The sequence below is a fragment of the Serratia sp. PL7 genome, from assembly GCF_945957435.1.
Genome location: NZ_CAMFLB010000013.1, coordinates 10,791 through 28,044, shown reverse-complemented (window position 1 = coordinate 28,044; position 17,254 = coordinate 10,791). Strand labels below are relative to the sequence as shown.

Genomic DNA, 17,254 nt, shown 5'->3' with positions numbered 1-17,254 from the left:
GGTTGTTAAGGTGGCAAAGGGTGAGGAAATACGGGGTTTGCCTATCTATGCCGCCACATTGTCGCCACTTGGCATCGTGGCCAACGGGTTAAACTGTAGCGCGGTTTCGAGGTGTTCGGGGGCCAGGTGAGCGTAGCGCATGGTCATATTAATGTCGTAGTGGCCGAGGATGCGTTGCAGTACCAGTATGTTACCACCAGACATCATAAAGTGAGCTGCAAAGGTGTGGCGTAATACGTGGGTAAGTTGCCCCTTTGGTAACACGATGCTAGTGCCTTCGATAACCGACATAAACTTAAAATAGCACCCGCCGAAAAGGCGGCCATCCCCCATCTTGTGCAGCTTGTTATAAAGCTCCTTGCTGATCGGGACGCTGCGGTTCTTCTTTCCTTTGGTTCTGACAAACGTGATTTTATGCGGCGTTACCTGAGAGCGGGTAAGGTTCTCAGCTTCCCGCCATCTTGCCCCGGTACTCAGACACACCTCAACGATCATCGCTAGGTCAATGCTGTGTCTTCTGCAGGCGGTGAGCAGTTCCGTGATTTGTGCGTGGGTAAGCCAGGCCATTTCCTTTTCGGCAACAGTGAACTTGCTCTAGTATCGAGCATAAGAAACAACTGTTAGTAGTAATTTGTATACAGCAAACCTAAAAACGTGTAGCCCATTTTGGGGAAAACGCCATTTACATTGACATGTTTATATAAGATTAATCACTAAATTTAGCGTAAACATTCCTAATGATTACTTTGCCTTAAAAAAAATATCAATAAATATCAGTATGATAAAAAACACTTTCAGACTAAAGCTTTAAAAATCACTAAAGTTTAATATTAAAGTCCAATTATTGTTGATTTTTTGGTTTTTTATTCTTTAGATATTCTTATTTTACTTTTTTTTTAGAGGTAAATTTCATTTTCTATTGAGCATTTAAAAAACTATTGAATTGTTTCGCTAATCATATAGTCTCGAATCATAATGATTTTTAACAATTTCTTATCATTAACCAAACATTCACTTCTACATGAAGAACGTCAAAACTAATGAGCCAAACTAATATAAATGTATCTGAAAGCAAGAAAGAAACGGGGCTAATACATCACATAACACTTGTGATAGGCTTAGTGTGTGTAGGTATTGGACAAACTCTACTTTATACGATCCTTGGTCCTGCAAGTAGAGAAATTGGTCTAACAGAGTTTAATGTAGGTTTGATTGTAACGATTGCAGCGTTAGTCATAACTTTATGCTCTGGTGTGTGGGGTAAGTTGATAGGGGCGTTTGGTAGCAGGAATTCATATTTAGCAGGAATGATTTTTTATACCATTGGAACATTACTTTTAGCGTTCGTGCTGAAATTTAGTTTAAATCATTATCTTAGTGTCGCTGGAGCATTTCTTTCTCTACTAATAATAAGATGCATGACAGGTGCTCTAACTGCGGGGATTCATCCCTCGGCTATGACCTATATTGCAGAAAACACAAATCGGACCAATCGAGGTGCTGGAATGGCATTAATTGCTTCAGCATATGGTATTGGCTCTGTAGTTGGTCCACTATTAGGCTCATCATTAGGTACATTTTCATTACTACTGCCAATTTATGTTGCTGCTGCAATTTCGTGTATTGGGACTATTTTAGGCTTCATTGTCCTTGCGCCAAGTGAGTCTACACCATCGATGATGAAAGAGAACAATACAAGCATTAAATTAACAGATGCAAGAGTACTACCAATTTTCATTGGTGTAGCATGTATATACATTGCATTTTCCGCATTCCAACAAACAATATCATTTTATATACAAGATATATTCTCTTTAGACCCAAAAGAAACTGTCGCTAAAACAGGGGTTACAGTATCTATAATGGCTATTGTTATGGTTGTTGTTCAATTAGGATACATTCAGGTATTTAAACCATCTGTGAAGTCTCTTTTATTTCCAGGGTGTGTTTCATGCGTTTTGGGTTTTAGCGGCATAATGTTTTCTAACAGCTCTATTGTTATAGTTAACATATCTGCCGCAATGCTAGGTATGGGATTTGGAATGATGATTCCATCAATACAGTCAGCAGCATCGTTGGCGGTAAATCATGACGAGCAAAGTGGCGTTGCTGGTTTCCTTTTCGGTGCATCCGCTTTTGGCTACGTTTTAGGTCCATCAGTAGGCACATTAATTTATAGTTTCTCTCATAATTTTCTGTTTGTTTTCGCTATTGTCTCAATTGTTTTGTCAACGTATTTTACTGCGAAAGTTGTTTACCAAAAATAAGAAAATAAAAGTATCAAGTGAATTCAATACCTTATGTACCTCAGGTGTTGTCAGTAGGTGTATTAATGCACTAGTTAATATCAATACTCATCATAAAGGACAGACCAAATGCAAACAAATCGTATTGTGGGTAAAGCAGCAGAAACCAAGCCAGCCCGCATGGCTGCGGAAACCAAGCCAGCCCGCATGGCTGCGGAAACCAAGCCAGCCCGCATGGCTGCGGAAACCAAGCCAGCCCGCATGGCTGCGGAAACCAAGCCAGCCCGCATGGCTGCGGAAACCAAACCAGCCCGCATGGCTGCGGAAACCAAGCCAGCCCGCATGGCTGCGGAAACCAAGCCAGCTCGCATGGCTGCGGAAACCAAGCCAGCCCGCATGGCTGCGGAAACCAAACCAGCCCGCATGGCTGCGGAAACCAAGCCAGCCCGCATGGCTGCGGAAACCAAACCAGCCCGCATGGCTGCGGAAACCAAACCAGCCCGCATGGCTGCGGAAACCAAGCCAGCCCGCATGGCTGCGGAAACCAAGCCAGCCCGCATGGCTGCGGAAACCAAACCAGCCCGCATGGCTGCGGAAACCAAGCCAGCTCGCATGGCTGCGGAAACCAAACCAGCCCGCATGGCTGCGGAAACCAAACCAGCCCGCATGGCTGCGGAAACCAAACCAGCTCGTATGGTTTCCGAAGCTCGTTTTAATATGGCGTTTGCATAATCTATAAAACTATCACAAGGCTCTTAAACATCGAGGGCCTTTAATAAGGACTAATTATGTCAAAAAAAAGTGAATTTCTAACTAATGGTGTTACAAAATTGGCTTTTTCATTTGATGCCCTAGAGCCTATAAGAAAATTATATTTAGACATCATGCGAGACTCTTTGGAAGCCAAAGTGGATATTGGCATAAAAGCGCATGAGGATTATAGCGAAGAGTTTAACTCAGTTAGCATGAGATGGTATTTCGCTAAGTCGCCAGAGGCTATTAAAATTTTCCGTGATGTCCTTGATGGCTGTGAACTAGCACTAAGTCGTGATATCATTGGAAATGATCGCGGTAATATGCGAGTGGTACAGGCTAATATTATTGAGACTGTTGGTAGTTATCCTACAGGACGATGGCATTCTGATTTTTACCATGAAAAGTTAGGTGTTAATGAGAGCGGTACTCTTTTAACGCCTCTTTTCCCATTCCAACCATACTTTGGCGGTTTAGAAACAACATCAGCTCACCGTGATGATTATGATAATTATGATGAGCTCTCAATTGTACATAAATATAAAGAAGGTGAGGCTATTCTTTTTGATGGAACAGCAACAATACATAGAACACAATCATATAAAGCATATCCAAACGATAAAAGGATTCTTGTATGTTGGCAATTTGGATGTACATATGAAGAATTGCAACCTATTTTAACAACGATAGGTGAAAACAATGGGGATCCGATGTTCTTTCATGAGCATGAATATGTTTAATTTTCAATTAAGCTCCCGCGAATGCGGGGCTTAACTATCCCCATGGTTAAGATGTTTTTTCCTCTAAGGTTTTTATTCATTTGGCAAATCAGAGATAGAAAAGCGGATTGCTTCTTTCCCAATCCACTTATTAACCTCCTTAATTCGTTCCTGTAGCGGTGTCAGTTCGTTGCGTACAAATGCCTGAGCCGCTTTTTCACATCCCCAAAACCCCCTGTATTATTGGGAATGGTCCTCATCATCTGTGGCGGTACGTGGTGTGCACTCAACAGGTCATCCCGGCTGGAGTTCTTGATATTGAAAAAATCATCCTTGGTGGCGACCTCACTCAACGGCAAAATCTTTATGCCATCCGGCTTTCCGTTCGGAGCGTACATGAACAGATTACGGAAGTTACCTAGCCCTTAAGTATCGCGCATTGCCTGACGCATCCGGTCTACGCCACTGGTGCTTTGTGCTGCATCGGTCATATACAGGGTGTAACCGGCGTGCGCGCCGTTCTGATGGAATAGGGCTGCTTCGTTGAGCCATGCGGAGTTAAGTGCGCTGAAGTATTCCGGTAGGCCATACAGTTCCTGGTTAACATCGGGTTCAATCAGATGAAACACGCTGCCTGGTGCGAACTGGTGCGGTTCCTTCCAATCCTGCACAAACCAATAGGTATCTATCGCCATTCAGTCAAATGACGATCCCTAAGTGGCTGTTTTAAAAAGCTGTAAAATTAAAGCAACAAAAAAGCGTTTGTTTTTACTTTCTTACAAACTGCAACCTTCAGGCAATCTGACTCAGGTTAGACTTAGCTGATAAATAATAAGTTAAATCGCAGGCTTAACAGTGGCTCCTCCAACCAAGAAAAACGGTAAAAACTACTCGACGGCGCGTTTTGGCTGGATTTGCGCGGGCATCTTGATCTGCTTTTTTCTCTTGATGTTCCGGGTCGGCTATTTACAGTTGCTGGAGCACCAACAGTTGGCCGATCAGGCTGACCAGCGTTCCATTCGTACCCAGGTGGTGCCCACCAACCGTGCGATGATCACCGATCGTAACGATGCGGCGCTGGCGGTCAGCGTCTCTTCCAAAGATATCGTGTTGGACCCCAAACATATCCTCGACACCCAAACCGATACCAGCACCGAGCGCTGGCAGAGTTTGGCCAACGTGTTGAAAATGCCACTTGCTGATGTTCAGCATCTGATCCAGGCTAACGCGCGTAAGCGCTTTGTCTATCTGGCACGCAAGGTGGAGGATGACAATGCGGCCTATATCAACAAGCTGCACCTGACCGGCGTAAGTACCGAACAGGACTTCAGCCGCTTCTATCCCATGGGGCAAGACGCCGCCGGGCTGATTGGCATTGTGGGGCAGGATAATCAGGGGCTGGAAGGGATTGAGTTGGGTTTCAACCCGTTGTTGCAGGGTAAAAACGGCCTGCGTGTTTATCAGAAGGACGGCAGCGGTGCAGTCATCGGCGTGATTAAAAGCGTTGACCCAGTGCCACCACCGAACGTGACGTTAAGCATCGACAAATTTATTCAGTACGTGCTGTTTTCCCAGATCCGCGATGGGGTAATCGCCAACCAGGCCGATTCCGGCTGTGCTGTGCTGGTGAAGGTGAATACCGGTGAGATCCTCGGCATGGCCAGCTATCCTTCTTTCAACCCTAACAACTATGCCAATACGCCGGTGAAAGACATACATAATGTCTGCAGCAGTGACAGCTTTGAACCCGGCTCGACGGTTAAACCGGTGGTAGTCATGGTGGGGTTGGATCATAAGCTGATCCGGCCAGATACCGTGCTGGATACGACGCCTTATACGGTGAACGGCCATCTGATCAAAGACGTGGGCCATTGGTCGAAACTGACCATTACCGGCGTACTGCAAAAATCCAGCGATATTGCGGTTTCGCATATTGCGTTGGCGCTGCCTGCCACGGTATTGCCCGCCGTTTATCGCAGTTTTGGGCTTGGGCGGCCAACCGATCTGGGGATTGGTAACGAAAGTAGTGGTTATTTGCCGGCTCACCGCGCACGCTGGGCAGATATTGAACGAGCCACCTTCTCCTTTGGTTACGGTTTACGCGTCACGCCGCTGCAGATGGTGCGTGAATATGCCACCATCGGTTCATTCGGTGTTTATCGTCCGCTTTCCATCACTAAAGTGACGCCGCCGGTCATGGGGCAGCAAATCATGTCCGCCGAGGTGGTAAAAACCGTGGTGCATATGATGGAGAGCGATGCGTTGCCTGGGGGGAGTGGCCTAAGTGCCGCAGTGCCTGGCTATCGCCTGGCGATCAAGACGGGTACTGCAGAGAAGATGGGGCCAAACGGCAAGTATGATGGTGGCTATATCAACTACACCGCAGGCGTGGCACCGGCCAGCGATCCGCAGGTGGCCCTGGTGGTTATGGTTAATAACCCCAAGGCAGGCAAACACTTTGGTGGCTCGGTGGCGGGGCCGGTATTTGGCAAGATTATGGCCCAGGTGCTGGAGCATATGAATATCTTGCCCGATGCTCAGCCGTTGAAGGTGGTGGCAGTAGCCAAGGGCTGAGGGGGATTACTTCTCAACCACCCGCAGATCGATTCTGCGGTTTTTGGCACGATTGGCTTCGCTATCGTTAGGCACCAAGGGGTAAGCCGAGCCGTAACCTTCTGCGCTGATACGGCTTTCCCCAATCCCCATTTTTACCAACGCCATGCGAACCGCATCGGCACGATCCTGCGATAAACGCCGGTCCATCTGTTCATTGGCCGACTTATCGGTATACCCCCCCAGTAGGATCTCCACATCCGGGTAAGCACGCAGAATATCGACGATATTCCTCAGCTGTTCCTGTGATGCAGGGGTTAACTCGGTGCGGTTGGTGTCGAACTGCAGGCGATCCAGCGTAAACCAACGCTTTTCGCTAGTGGGAGCATTGCTCTCGATATAGGTGATCAGCAGGTTCTCGACGCTACGCTGCGACAGCAGGAGCTGCTTGCCATCGGCCAACCGGCGGTAGGTCACATCGCTCTGGCCGCTGGCCTGCATGGGTTGCAGCACGCTAAAGCCGCGCAGTGAGAACAGCAGCGATACCAATAGCAGCGTCAGCATTAGCCAAGGCCAGATACGGCGTTTGGGGGGCGCCAGCGAGCCGGTGCGGGAAACGGCCGGATCGGCTGGGATAAGAGCAGGTAACTGGTTGAGCACCGCCGTTGGCTGGGCTGCGGCAATCTGTGGCAACTGCCACTCGAGCCAGCCTTTTAACGACGGTGATTGTAGGGAACGTTGGTGCAGATATTGGCCCAACAGGCCAAATACCACTGCAGAAGCCACGGAAAACAACCGCTCGGCGACCTGTTTTTCCAGCACATAAAAGCTGACAAACAGCTGGGTGACGTGCTTCACTTTGTGGCCAAGCACCATCGTCAGCAATGCTGGGCTGAACTTGCCCAGGGCTTCATCCAGAAAACGCAATTCGAAGGGGGGAGTGCGCCCGACCAACTGGCGGAAGCGGAGGGAGTTGTCATTGCGATGCAGGTAGTCGCGGGTCTTTTGCAGGATCAAGGCCCCCATACCGTTAAGGCACAGCGCGATCTTTTCCTTAGCCGTTACCAGCTTTTGTTCCAACACTGTCAGCACCTGGGGCGAGATCGCCGCCATCTGCTGGTTAATGACATTTCCCATCTGGTACATCCGAACCTCCATTTCATCTGCGCGTATTCTGCACCGCAGAGTATGGTCAGTTCAACTTATTAAACTACGAAACTATCATGGATAAGTCTGATATTTCAGCCTGATTACGGTGTTTTTCATAGTCTGACCGATTCTGCTGCTAAATCTGGGCCCTAGTTCTGTCGGGCAGAGTAACAGACTGGCCTGATATGCCGAAGAGATTATTGATTATAAAATGAGTAGCGAAGCGGAAAGGAAGGTTGTGCCTCCTGAAGCTTCTGGCTTGCCAAAGGCGATGTTAGCTTGATAGTGGCTCTTTTGGGAACGGAATTTGAATGTTAGCGGTGCATTATTGTTTGAAAACGCTTTCTGTTTAAAAATCATGCGCCAACTCAATGCCAGACATGATGCTAAATTCTCCGGAATTCATCGTTCACTGAGCTAAATCAGAGAGAGTGAAAGTTTAATGACCTCTATTTTTAAATAGGATAAAAGATGTAAATTTTTAAAATTAGGTTATTTCTTGATTCAGGCTTAATTAAATCCCTTGCTATTTTGAATGCTCCTGCATTACGGGATTATTCTTGCAAAAATATATTTCGTTTAATTCATGAAAAAATGACATATCCGACCGGTTAAGGTGGCAATATGGGTTTTTATTCTGTGTTTTCACTTAATAATCAGGATAATGCTCTATTTTATTTGTTGGCGGTATTTTTTTCTGATGCTTTATTGATTGTTTTAAACATTTCGCGATAACATTCTCGTTAAGCAATGCAGACAACACCCTATTGCAATATTATTTCCTTATAGGGGATGCCATCATTGCCATATTGTATCTGCGTATTATGTCGTTTTCACACGAAGCTGTTTCAATGGATTTGATGATGGGAGTCAGAAAGGATGAATCTTGGTGTGGATATTATTGAGATCGCACGGGTAAACACCGCATTAATGCGAAGTGGCAATAGGCTGGCACAGCGTTTGTTAACCTCGGCAGAGCAGCAGGCTCTGGGGGATTTGGTCGAGAACGTCGAGCGGCTGGCCGGTTTCTGGGCGGCCAAAGAGGCGGCGGTGAAAGCGCTTGGTACCGGGTTCCGTCTGGGGATCTTATTCCACAACATCGAAATCAGACACGATGAGTTGGGCTGCCCTTATTATTCCTTTAGCGGTGAATTTGCCAGGTTGATGCAGGAAAAAAAATTGACTCATGCCACGCTGAGCATTTCTCATTGTCAGTCACATGCCATTGCCGCAGCGGCATTGGGTTAATTATAAAATAAGGGAATATCTATGTCTCACTATCCCGATATCGGGGGTAAAAATGTGGTTATTACTGGCGCCAGTGGTGATATTGGCTTGGCCATTTGTGAGAAGTATCTCGAGCAGCAGGCCAAGGTTTTCGCTATTTACCATCATGATAATAGCGGTCTGGAAAAATTAAAAACCTCCCATCCGCAAGGTGACAACCTGCATATCCTGCAGTGCAATGTTGCCGATGTCAGCGAGGTGTCCAACTTGGCCGATGAGCTTGAGAAACAGGCTCATGAAGTACATGTACTGATTAATAATGCCGGGATCTACAAAGACAACATATTTTCCGCACTGACGTATGAAGAGTTTGATCAGGTTATCAAAGTCAATTTGTATGGCACCTTTACCATGACTAAACGGCTGCTGCCCTTATTGCGTCACGCCCGCAATTCAACGGTGGTAAATATATCTTCGATATCCGGCATCACCTCCAGCTTTGGCCAGAGTAATTACAGCGCTGCCAAGGCTGGCATTATTGGCCTCACCCGCACCCTGGCCAGCGAAATGGCTTCAAAGGGGATCCGCGTCAATGCCGTGGCACCGGGGATGATTGAATCCAGAATGGTGAAAAAGGTGCCGCGTCAGATCGTGCGCAACGTAATGTCCGCTATCCCGTTGAAACGTCTTGGTCGCGTCGACGAGATCGCCAACGTGGTGGCTTTCTTAAGTTCAGACGCATCCAGCTATATCGTTGGTCAGACTTTGGTGGCCGATGGCGGCCTGGTGATGCGTTAACCGACAGGAATGTTGTATGGCTAATTATAACAAGAGCTTAGTCCAGCCCAATCTGCTGCTAAAAATGGGGTCCTGGCGTGCACCGATATTTATGGTTGACCGCATCGTGGACTTTTCACCGGGAGAAAGGGGCTCGATTACCGTGATCAAGCACGTCACCTTTAATGAATCCTATATTCCTGGGCATTTTCCAGACAACCCGGTAATGCCTGGCGTGATGATCGCCGAGATCTTCGGCCAGTCTAGTGAATACCTGAGTCTGCTGAACGATTTCTGCCAGTTGCATGAGCGTGAAACCCAGCAGCCATTGAGGAAATTTGATGAGGTCTCACGGGCGCTGCAGACGTCAGAGGGCGCAGCTCGAGTGATAGCCGAACGGGCGCGCGTGTTAGGCGTGCTGGCCTCCCAGGACGTCAAATACAAAAGCATGGTCGCGCCGGGCGACACCATTGAAGTCAACAGCCGCCTGGCGTTCGCCGATATGAACGGGTTCCACCACTACGAAGTGGAGGCGCGGGTTGGCCGGAATGTGGCGTGCGTCGGGCGGATTGTCAATTTTCGCACCGATCGCATTCTGGCTGAAGGCAAAGGTATGTACGTTTAACTAACAGGGAGTAATGCCGCTATGAGCAACATCGCGCTTATTGAAAGGATTGAACAGCGCAAGTCTGTGCTGGAGAAAATCAAAACGGGGTTAATAGAACGCCTGAACCTTTATCAGAGAGTCAATCAAATTGACGATGACACACCGCTGTTTGGTAGCGGGTTGAAGCTGGATTCGGTGGATGCCACCGAGGTCGTCGTGTTGCTGGATGAAATCTTCGGCATCCGTGTGACAGAAGGTGACGATCCTTCCTACATGCGTAGCGTCAACACCCTCACTTCGTTTGTTATTGGCAAGCAGGGGGAAACCACCAACGGATCAGCAACAGGAGCGGACAAGGAATGACCAAACTCACTGACATTCATCGGCAGCAAGGGGCGGTAATGGGGGAGCGTAACGGCGTTGCCATTCCCCTGAGTTATTTTGCAGCGGATGAGGAGCACAAGGCGGTGCGTCAACACATTCTGCTGTCTGACTATTCCCATTTTGGCATCGCGGCTATCAACGGTGACAGCGCCTGGTCGTTGCTCAACCAGCTGGTTTCCGGCGATGTTTCATCGATCCGGGATGAGCAAGCCATGTACAGCCTGATCCTCGATGATGCAGGCAATATCATTACCGACCTGTATATCGCCTGTGACGATGAACGTTTTCTGTTGCTGTCGGAGTGGGTCAGCGGTGAAACGCTGTGCGACATGCTGCGCGCCAAGCTGGCAGGCAATGAAGACGAGTTTGAAGATATCGACTCTATCGAATCGCTCACGCCAGAGTGGGGCATGTTGCACTTTGAAGGGCCATACGCCTGGGAACTGCTGGCTGAAGTCTATGGGATGGACGTGATTGGCCTGCCATACCAGGAACACATGCACGTTGAGGACGATCTGATCCTGCTGCGCAGCGGAAAACATGGCGAGTACTCTTACAAACTGATGGGGCCACAGGATCTGCTGGCCAACGTTTGGACCCAGATGCAGGAGGCTGGTGAAAGGTATGACATGCGTACCGGCGGGCTGAACTACCAGCGGAAAGTGCGCCTGGAAAACCCTTGCTGGGAACCAGGCATGTTCAACGCCTACACCGGCTGCCCGATCGCATTGCAAATGCAATGGGCAGTGCGCTACGACAAAGAAGCTTTCACCGGCCTGGCAAGTTTGAGTGAACGCGTAGCGCAGGGAATCAGCCACCGTATCGTAGGGATGAGCATTGCCGGGAAACCGGACGCCATCCCGCAACGCGGCGACAAAGTGATGTTTGACGGTAACTGCATCGGTGAAGTGATCGTCTGCGACTATTCGGCAGATCTGCAAGCCTGTCTGGGCCGTTTGTTCGTGACCGACGCCTGGGCTTGGGCAGACATTGATGGCTATCACGTGGTGACGGCTAATGGCCCGGTGGCGGTAACAACGTCGGCGGTGCCTTTCGCCCGTAACTACAGCTTCCTGATTAATCCTTCTGAACACAGTTATGTCGACAGCTCGCGTCCACGCGATCTGCTGCAACAGCTTGAATGGCAAAAACTCAGAGAAGAGAACGAGTAAGCCGAACACCCCCTTAAGCATCACGCTATTTTGCGCCATGGCAACATGGCGCTCCTACATTCGATTTCTGGTTTGCTGACACGGAAGGCACTATGACAGTCACGCGTAAACGAGTGGTGATCACCGGTATGGGTCACCTCTCTTCCATTGCCACTAACGTTGCCGAGTTCAAACAGGCACTGCTGAATAAAACCTGCGGGATCAAGCCAAGTAAAAAGTACCTGGAATGGTTCGAGGATGCCAACGCCTCCGAGGTATTACAGCCTTTGAGTTGGTCCGATCTCCCGCCTGAAACCGTTGCCTCAATGGATAATGCTTCGCTGTGGGCCTATAAGGTTGGCGATGAAGCTTTGCAGCAAGGCCAGTTACCACGCGGAGAACTACGGGATAAAACCGGGCTGATCATCGGCGTTTCCTCTGCCGGCACCGAGCCCTTTATGCCGCTGATTGAACGTCAGACGGAGCGCTTCTCGTTGCAGAAGGCCATGGTCTCCGGCAGCTTTTCTTCCTGTAGCGCCATTGTCTCTTCACTGCTGGGGCTGAAAGGGGGCTTTGAACTGGTCGCTACCGCCTGTACGGCCAGTACCAACGCGATGGGGATTGGCTATGACCTGATCCAGAACGGCAAGAACGCCACGGTGCTGGTGGTTGGCACCGAGCCTGTCTATCTGCCGACCTTTGCCGGATTTTACGCGCTCCATGCCATGAAACGTACGCCGTCCAGCCCGTTCTCCGGCAGCCCAGGGATGTCGGTTGGCGAGGGTGCAGGCGCTTTGTTGCTGGAAGAATACGAGCATGCTGTCGCTCGTGGTGCGACGATCTATGGTGAGATGGTCTCTTACGCCACCTCTTGCGATGCCTATCACGAAACGGCCCCCGACCCACGGGCCGAAGGGGCTGTACAGGTGATGCGCCATGCCATGCAGAACGCAGATATCGGGCCGCAAGATATTGACTATATCAACGCCCACGGTACCGGCACGGACGCTAACGATCGTTGCGAAACGCTGGCCATGAAGAAGGTCTTCCCGAATATCATGGATATTCCGGTGAGTTCAACCAAGGCTTATGTGGGGCACAATATCGGTGCCGCCGGGATCATCGAGCTGACCGCCTGCTTCCTGACTTTGCCGGAAAACAAGATCCTGCCAACGCTCAACTTTACTACGCCGCGCGCAAACTGCGATCTCAACTATGTGCCCAACGAGTTCCAGGAAGCCGAAGTCAAGGTGTTCATGAAGAACAACTATGCCTTTGGCGGTAACAACTGCTGTGTGATTGCCAGCGTCAAGCCTGAGCAAAGTCCGGTAACGCATTATCAACCCAAGCGCGTCGCGATCACCGGCATGGGGGCGGTCAGCTCCGTGGGCCACACCTTGCAAAGCATGCTGGAAAAAATGTGGGCGCAGGAGCCACTACCACAACTGTTCTCACCGGCACTTGATGACGATACCCGCCAGGGATTTCGTGAATTACTCAATGTCATGTTGAGAAACCAGGGAGTGGCGGACTACATGGGTAACCGCTTCGGTGAACAGGATGTGGAATGTGAACTGAACAAACCGGGCGGGGTGCATCAGGTACAAGGATTGGACGCCCGTAAGACACTACGCCGCTTTGATCCTCGTAAAGCCAATACCATCAGTACCTTTGCCTTACTGGCTCTTACCCAAGCCATGAATGACGCCGGGCGTAAGATCAAACGGGACGGTCAGACGATTGGCATGATCCTTGGCATGTCCAAAGGGCCACATTCGACGGTAGATCGCTACCTGCAAAGCCTGTTCCCAAACCCAACCAAAGTGCGGACCTCCGAATTTCCAGGTGCGCTGATGAATGCCATTTCGACCTTCTGTTCCATTTCCGAAGGGATCAAGGGCTATAACACCTCGCTGGCAACGGGTATCAATGCCGGATTGGGCGCATTGACTTACGGCTACGAGTTGGTCCGCCAAGATCTGCAACCGCAAATGATTGTAGGGGGGGCGGACGAAAATATGAACACCTTCGTCATCTGCCTGCAGGCGCTGAACAGCGATCTGTTACTGACACGTGACCCGGCTGATTTCCAGATCTACAGCAAGGACGCCAAAGGCTATATCCCAGGTGAAGGCGCAGGCATGCTGCTGATTGAAGATTTACAGCATGCACAGGATCGTGGTGCCCACATTCACGCCGAGATTGTCGGCTATGGCAAATCCAGTGATGGCTGTTACTTTGCCAAGGATGATATGCCAGCCCGGATCGAGTCCATGGCGGTGGCCATTCGTCAGGCATTGCACGAAGCCGACATGGAGCCGGAAGAGGTGGATCTGATCTGTGGCACCAGTGATGGCACTGCCGCCCGTGATGCCGTTGAGATTGGGGCGATCCGTAGCGCCTTCGGCGATGCTCGCCGTAACCTGCCGTTTGTTAACTACAACGCCTGGTTTGGTCTGGTGGAGTCTTGCGTCGGTATCCTCAATATCGCGGTGGTCACGGAGATTATGAAGCGGGGTGAAATCCTGCCGATCCCTTACACCGAAAACTTCTGTGCGGAAGATATCGCCTTTGTCACCCAACCGCTGAAGAAAATCGTCCGTAACGCTCTGGTGCTCGGTGCAACGGAAGGCGGCAATCACTATGCAGTGGTGCTGAGGAGCATGGCGTGATTCAGAATGTCGTCCTGAGTGGTTGGGGCGTCACCAGTGCTTATGCGCCGGATTTTCCGGCGCTGATCAAGGGCCTGAGCGAGAACAGGTTGGCCAGCACACAGCCCTGGTTCGCCACCGAAAGCGAATGGCAGGATCTGCGTTTGAGTTGCAACCCGCACCATGTTGCTGACCATCAGCCATCCGGCGTGATGTTGACCCGCCTGCAGCCGGTTATCAATCAGGCGCTTGCCGGCGCGGGGATGACAACGGAACAATTGCAGGGAAAGCGGGTTCGAGTTTATCTGGTAGGCCATGGTGAGCGCCCCGACATCGCTGATTTTATGGGGTATCAAGAGCGTAACGATCAGGAAGAGCTGCGGTTATTTCCAAAAATCAAACGGCTGCATGCCAAGAGTTACGGTCAGGATCGGCTGGCGCGACAACTGACGCAGATCTATCAGCTAAGTTGGCCACCGGTTTCGCTTTATTGCGCCAGCAACTCTTCTTTAGCGGCGGTCCATTTAGCCCACTCGGCCATTGCTGCCAATGAGGTTGATTGGGTGCTGGTCGTTGGCTGGTTTGAAACGCTGACGCAGGACATTATCTTCCTGGGCGGCCAGGACATGCTGGGGGAAGAGGGTTCACAACCGTTTAGCAGCCATAACAGCTGCATTCTACCCACCAACGGTGTCGTAGCGCTGATCGTTGAAAGCGAGCAACACGCTCGTCAGCGCAACGTTACTTCGCCTGTCAAATTGCGCAGCTCAGTGTTTTGCCAGAGCAGCGGTGCCAGGGGCAGCAGTTCCTTTACGGCGGATTTCCGCACCATTGCCCAGACGTTTGAGCGGGCGTTGCTGGAAGCCGGGCTCACTGCGCAAGATATCGCCTGCGTTTTCCCTCATGCCAATGGGGTGATCGCCAGCGACAAGGCAGAAGCCATGGCGCTGCAAAAAGTCTGGGGGAAATGCGGGGTTCCGGTGGTCAGTTACAAGGGACAGGTCGGTTACATGGAGAGCTGCTGTGGTTTGCTGGACCTGATGTTGGCGGCGGATGCGCTACAACAACGTCGTCTGCTGGCATTGACCACGCGTTACCCGATTAACGACAGCCTGCAAATTCATGTTCATGCCGATAGCCCACCGTTGGCACTGAAACGGCAGCACATCCTCAAGTCTGGCATCGGGCTCGATGGTTCAGCCATCGCCATGGTGATCTCCGCTAATAGTGAGGATGCAGATGAACACGGTTAAACAAGTGATACCGGCGGCGGCCATCAATCTGGTGGGGTTCTCCCTGCTGGAACCCTGCACGCCGATGCAACGGTTTTTCCCTAGCTGGTACAACGTGTGGGAAGCCTGGTTGCATAAAAAGGCCAATGCCAAAGCGGGCAGCGACCAGTGGTTGTTCCGTCGTTTCGGCATTGACAGTGAAATGCTGCCTGAAGAGGCGCTGCGTAAAGCCAATTATCGTGGCTGGCTGAACGACATGAGTGCAGCCTGTGCTGAGGCGGTGGCACAGTTGGGGAGTAAAGGGGAGTTTCGCCTGCGCAATGAGCGTAATGCGTTGATTTATTGCGATTCCTGGGGGGAGGCCTCGGTATTTGAAGGGGTCAACAGCTGGCGAGACTCGTTGAGCGTCGATATTCTGCCCAAAGGTATCGTGCGGGATTACGGCATCAAGGATTTCACCTGCAAATTGCGCGGCGAGCGGAATGGTTTGCTGAGTGCATTGCGGATGGCGCAAGACTGCCTGAACAGTAATATGGCCGATAACGTCATCATCTGTGGCCAATTTCGCAGCTTCCCGGTGTTGGTTTTCTCCGAGGCCGAACACTTTCCCTCATCCAGCAAACGGGGGCCGATCCCCGCCAACAGTCAGTTCAGCGTTGAGCGTGTCGGGTGCCTGATCCTCAAGAAGCAACCAGGCCAGGGCGTTTCCCTGCATTTGAGTGATTATCAAGCCTTGTCGGGTTCTACCCAACGGCGCTCTCTTCAGTTGGCTGACCACTGTAAGCGGTATCTGGCTAAGGATACCCAGGCCGTGTTGGGCGTAACACCGCCGGCACTGTCATTTCGTGCCGTGCAGCGGCAAGCGTTTGAACAGTTGCCTACCGGTCTGGCTTGCGTCTCGCTCAGTGAACTCTACGGCGACAGCGGCTGCATGAACCCGGCATTGGCTTGGCAGTATCTACTGCAAAGCAATATCACCGGGCACAGCTTGTTGAGTGTGCTCGACGGTGAGGGTGGAGCCTGGTTGCTGGAGAACTGGGTACCGCAAGCCGGTCACTTACCGTCAAATCATCGGGGAACATCATGAACACCCTACATATTGCACAACCTCTGCCTGTGGTGTCGATGCAACAGGCAGGCAAACGCTTTGGTAAAGGGCCGGGTGCCATTGTGGCGCTGGGAACCATCACCACCGAAATCCATGACGGCGAGTTTATCGCGTTATGTGGGCCATCCGGCAGTGGTAAAAGTACGTTGCTCAATCTGATGGGCGGTATCGATTATCCCACCAGTGGCCATGTCTATTTGCTAGGTAACGACCTTTCCACGCTCAATGACCAGCAAACCGCTTGCCTGCGTGCTGATGCCATCGGCTTCGTATTCCAGTTCTTTAACCTGCTGCCGGTACTGAGCGTGTTCGATAACGTTTATTACCCACTGATGCTTAACGGCTTCAGCCGCCGCGTGGCGCAAGATCAGGTGATGGACATGATCGAAAAAGTGGGGTTGGCGGCGCACTATAAACGCACGCCCGGCGAGCTTTCCGGCGGGCAGCAGCAGCGCGTGGCGATCGCCCGTGCGCTGGTTAAACGCCCACGCTTGATCGTTGCCGATGAACCCACGGGCAATCTGGATACTCGTACCGGGCAGGAGATCGTCGATCTGCTGCTTACCATGAATCAGGAATTGAAAACCACGTTTGTTATTTCCACCCATTCCTTGACGCTGCGCGATCGGGCCAAACGGGTGTTGGAAATCAGGGATGGGGAACTGGAAAATGATTTTGTTATCGCTTAAGCGTTACG

General features: G+C 50.6%; 14 protein-coding genes and 2 pseudogenes. 13 read left to right on the top strand and 3 right to left on the bottom strand.

What is annotated here, in order from left to right:
- Positions 1-45: 45 nt before the first annotated feature.
- Positions 46-591: pseudogene (locus N6G83_RS34525) on the bottom strand (tyrosine-type recombinase/integrase); the annotation flags it as partial.
- Positions 592-1,040: 449 nt separating this feature from the next.
- Here N6G83_RS34525 and N6G83_RS34520 point away from each other — a divergent pair.
- The 3 genes from N6G83_RS34520 (at position 1,041) to N6G83_RS34510 (ending at position 3,739) form a co-directional block, all read left to right on the top strand.
- Positions 1,041-2,267, top strand: a complete 1,227-nt coding sequence (locus N6G83_RS34520; protein WP_260524108.1) for an MFS transporter — start codon at positions 1,041-1,043, stop codon at positions 2,265-2,267.
- A gap of 108 nt (positions 2,268-2,375) precedes the next feature.
- Positions 2,376-2,978 (top strand): glutamate-rich protein 5, encoded by a 603-nt coding sequence (locus tag N6G83_RS34515; protein WP_260524107.1) that lies wholly within the window; start codon positions 2,376-2,378, stop codon positions 2,976-2,978.
- 56 nt (positions 2,979-3,034) lie between these two features.
- Complete coding sequence (locus N6G83_RS34510; RefSeq protein WP_024530320.1) at positions 3,035-3,739, top strand: hypothetical protein; 705 nt, start codon at positions 3,035-3,037, stop codon at positions 3,737-3,739.
- Between the two features lie 72 nt (positions 3,740-3,811).
- Here the strand turns inward: N6G83_RS34510 and N6G83_RS34505 are convergent.
- Positions 3,812-4,404: pseudogene (locus N6G83_RS34505) on the bottom strand (phage portal protein); the annotation flags it as partial.
- A gap of 169 nt (positions 4,405-4,573) precedes the next feature.
- Here N6G83_RS34505 and N6G83_RS34500 point away from each other — a divergent pair.
- The gene (locus tag N6G83_RS34500; RefSeq protein WP_199063567.1) at positions 4,574-6,292 is read left to right on the top strand and encodes a penicillin-binding transpeptidase domain-containing protein; all 1,719 of its coding nucleotides are present in this window, start codon (positions 4,574-4,576) and stop codon (positions 6,290-6,292) included.
- Positions 6,293-6,298: 6 nt separating this feature from the next.
- Here N6G83_RS34500 and N6G83_RS34495 read toward each other — a convergent pair whose 3' ends face one another.
- Positions 6,299-7,417 carry an OmpA family protein gene (locus N6G83_RS34495; protein WP_199063568.1) on the bottom strand — a complete coding sequence of 373 codons (1,119 nt, stop codon included), beginning with the start codon at positions 7,415-7,417 and terminating at the stop codon, positions 6,299-6,301.
- Positions 7,418-8,299: 882 nt separating this feature from the next.
- On the opposite strand from N6G83_RS34495, the gene acpS reads away from it, so the two are divergent.
- The 9 genes from acpS (at position 8,300) to N6G83_RS34450 (ending at position 17,246) form a co-directional block, all read left to right on the top strand.
- Positions 8,300-8,668 (top strand): holo-ACP synthase, encoded by a 369-nt coding sequence (gene acpS, locus N6G83_RS34490; protein ID WP_074031078.1) that lies wholly within the window; start codon positions 8,300-8,302, stop codon positions 8,666-8,668.
- A gap of 21 nt (positions 8,669-8,689) precedes the next feature.
- Complete coding sequence (locus tag N6G83_RS34485) at positions 8,690-9,445, top strand: SDR family NAD(P)-dependent oxidoreductase (RefSeq protein WP_211136831.1); 756 nt, start codon at positions 8,690-8,692, stop codon at positions 9,443-9,445.
- Positions 9,446-9,461: 16 nt separating this feature from the next.
- Positions 9,462-10,049 carry a 3-hydroxyacyl-ACP dehydratase FabZ family protein gene (locus N6G83_RS34480; protein ID WP_024530313.1) on the top strand — a complete coding sequence of 196 codons (588 nt, stop codon included), beginning with the start codon at positions 9,462-9,464 and terminating at the stop codon, positions 10,047-10,049.
- 21 nt (positions 10,050-10,070) lie between these two features.
- Entirely contained in the window at positions 10,071-10,394 is a 324-nt protein-coding gene (locus N6G83_RS34475; RefSeq protein ID WP_024530312.1) for an acyl carrier protein, read from the top strand.
- Complete coding sequence (locus N6G83_RS34470; protein WP_199063570.1) at positions 10,391-11,587, top strand: aminomethyltransferase family protein; 1,197 nt, start codon at positions 10,391-10,393, stop codon at positions 11,585-11,587. Before N6G83_RS34475 ends, N6G83_RS34470 begins: the two co-directional genes overlap by 4 nt.
- Positions 11,588-11,679: 92 nt before the next feature.
- On the top strand, positions 11,680-14,238 hold the full coding sequence (locus tag N6G83_RS34465; RefSeq protein ID WP_211136830.1) for a beta-ketoacyl-[acyl-carrier-protein] synthase family protein: 2,559 nt from the start codon (positions 11,680-11,682) through the stop codon (positions 14,236-14,238).
- Complete coding sequence (locus N6G83_RS34460) at positions 14,235-15,470, top strand: beta-ketoacyl synthase N-terminal-like domain-containing protein (protein WP_211136829.1); 1,236 nt, start codon at positions 14,235-14,237, stop codon at positions 15,468-15,470. The genes N6G83_RS34465 and N6G83_RS34460 overlap by 4 nt, the downstream gene beginning before the upstream one ends.
- Positions 15,457-16,536, top strand: coding sequence for an ATP-binding protein (locus N6G83_RS34455; RefSeq protein ID WP_260524106.1), 1,080 nt, complete (start codon positions 15,457-15,459; stop codon positions 16,534-16,536). The genes N6G83_RS34460 and N6G83_RS34455 overlap by 14 nt, the downstream gene beginning before the upstream one ends.
- Positions 16,533-17,246, top strand: coding sequence for an ABC transporter ATP-binding protein (locus N6G83_RS34450; protein WP_211136259.1), 714 nt, complete (start codon positions 16,533-16,535; stop codon positions 17,244-17,246). Before N6G83_RS34455 ends, N6G83_RS34450 begins: the two co-directional genes overlap by 4 nt.
- Positions 17,247-17,254 lie beyond the last annotated feature (8 nt).

Excerpts from the sequence above, each read along its gene's own strand:
- N6G83_RS34520 (WP_260524108.1), top strand. The coding sequence starts at position 1,041 with ATGAGCCAAACTAATATAAATGTATCTGAAAGCAAGAAAGAAACGGGG.
- N6G83_RS34515 (WP_260524107.1), top strand. The coding sequence starts at position 2,376 with ATGCAAACAAATCGTATTGTGGGTAAAGCAGCAGAAACCAAGCCAGCC.
- N6G83_RS34510 (WP_024530320.1), top strand. The coding sequence starts at position 3,035 with ATGTCAAAAAAAAGTGAATTTCTAACTAATGGTGTTACAAAATTGGCT.
- N6G83_RS34495 (WP_199063568.1), bottom strand. The coding sequence starts at position 7,417 with ATGTACCAGATGGGAAATGTCATTAACCAGCAGATGGCGGCGATCTCG.
- acpS (WP_074031078.1), top strand. The coding sequence starts at position 8,300 with ATGAATCTTGGTGTGGATATTATTGAGATCGCACGGGTAAACACCGCA.
- N6G83_RS34485 (WP_211136831.1), top strand. The coding sequence starts at position 8,690 with ATGTCTCACTATCCCGATATCGGGGGTAAAAATGTGGTTATTACTGGC.
- N6G83_RS34480 (WP_024530313.1), top strand. The coding sequence starts at position 9,462 with ATGGCTAATTATAACAAGAGCTTAGTCCAGCCCAATCTGCTGCTAAAA.
- N6G83_RS34475 (WP_024530312.1), top strand. The coding sequence starts at position 10,071 with ATGAGCAACATCGCGCTTATTGAAAGGATTGAACAGCGCAAGTCTGTG.
- N6G83_RS34470 (WP_199063570.1), top strand. The coding sequence starts at position 10,391 with ATGACCAAACTCACTGACATTCATCGGCAGCAAGGGGCGGTAATGGGG.
- N6G83_RS34465 (WP_211136830.1), top strand. The coding sequence starts at position 11,680 with ATGACAGTCACGCGTAAACGAGTGGTGATCACCGGTATGGGTCACCTC.
- N6G83_RS34455 (WP_260524106.1), top strand. The coding sequence starts at position 15,457 with ATGAACACGGTTAAACAAGTGATACCGGCGGCGGCCATCAATCTGGTG.
- N6G83_RS34450 (WP_211136259.1), top strand. The coding sequence starts at position 16,533 with ATGAACACCCTACATATTGCACAACCTCTGCCTGTGGTGTCGATGCAA.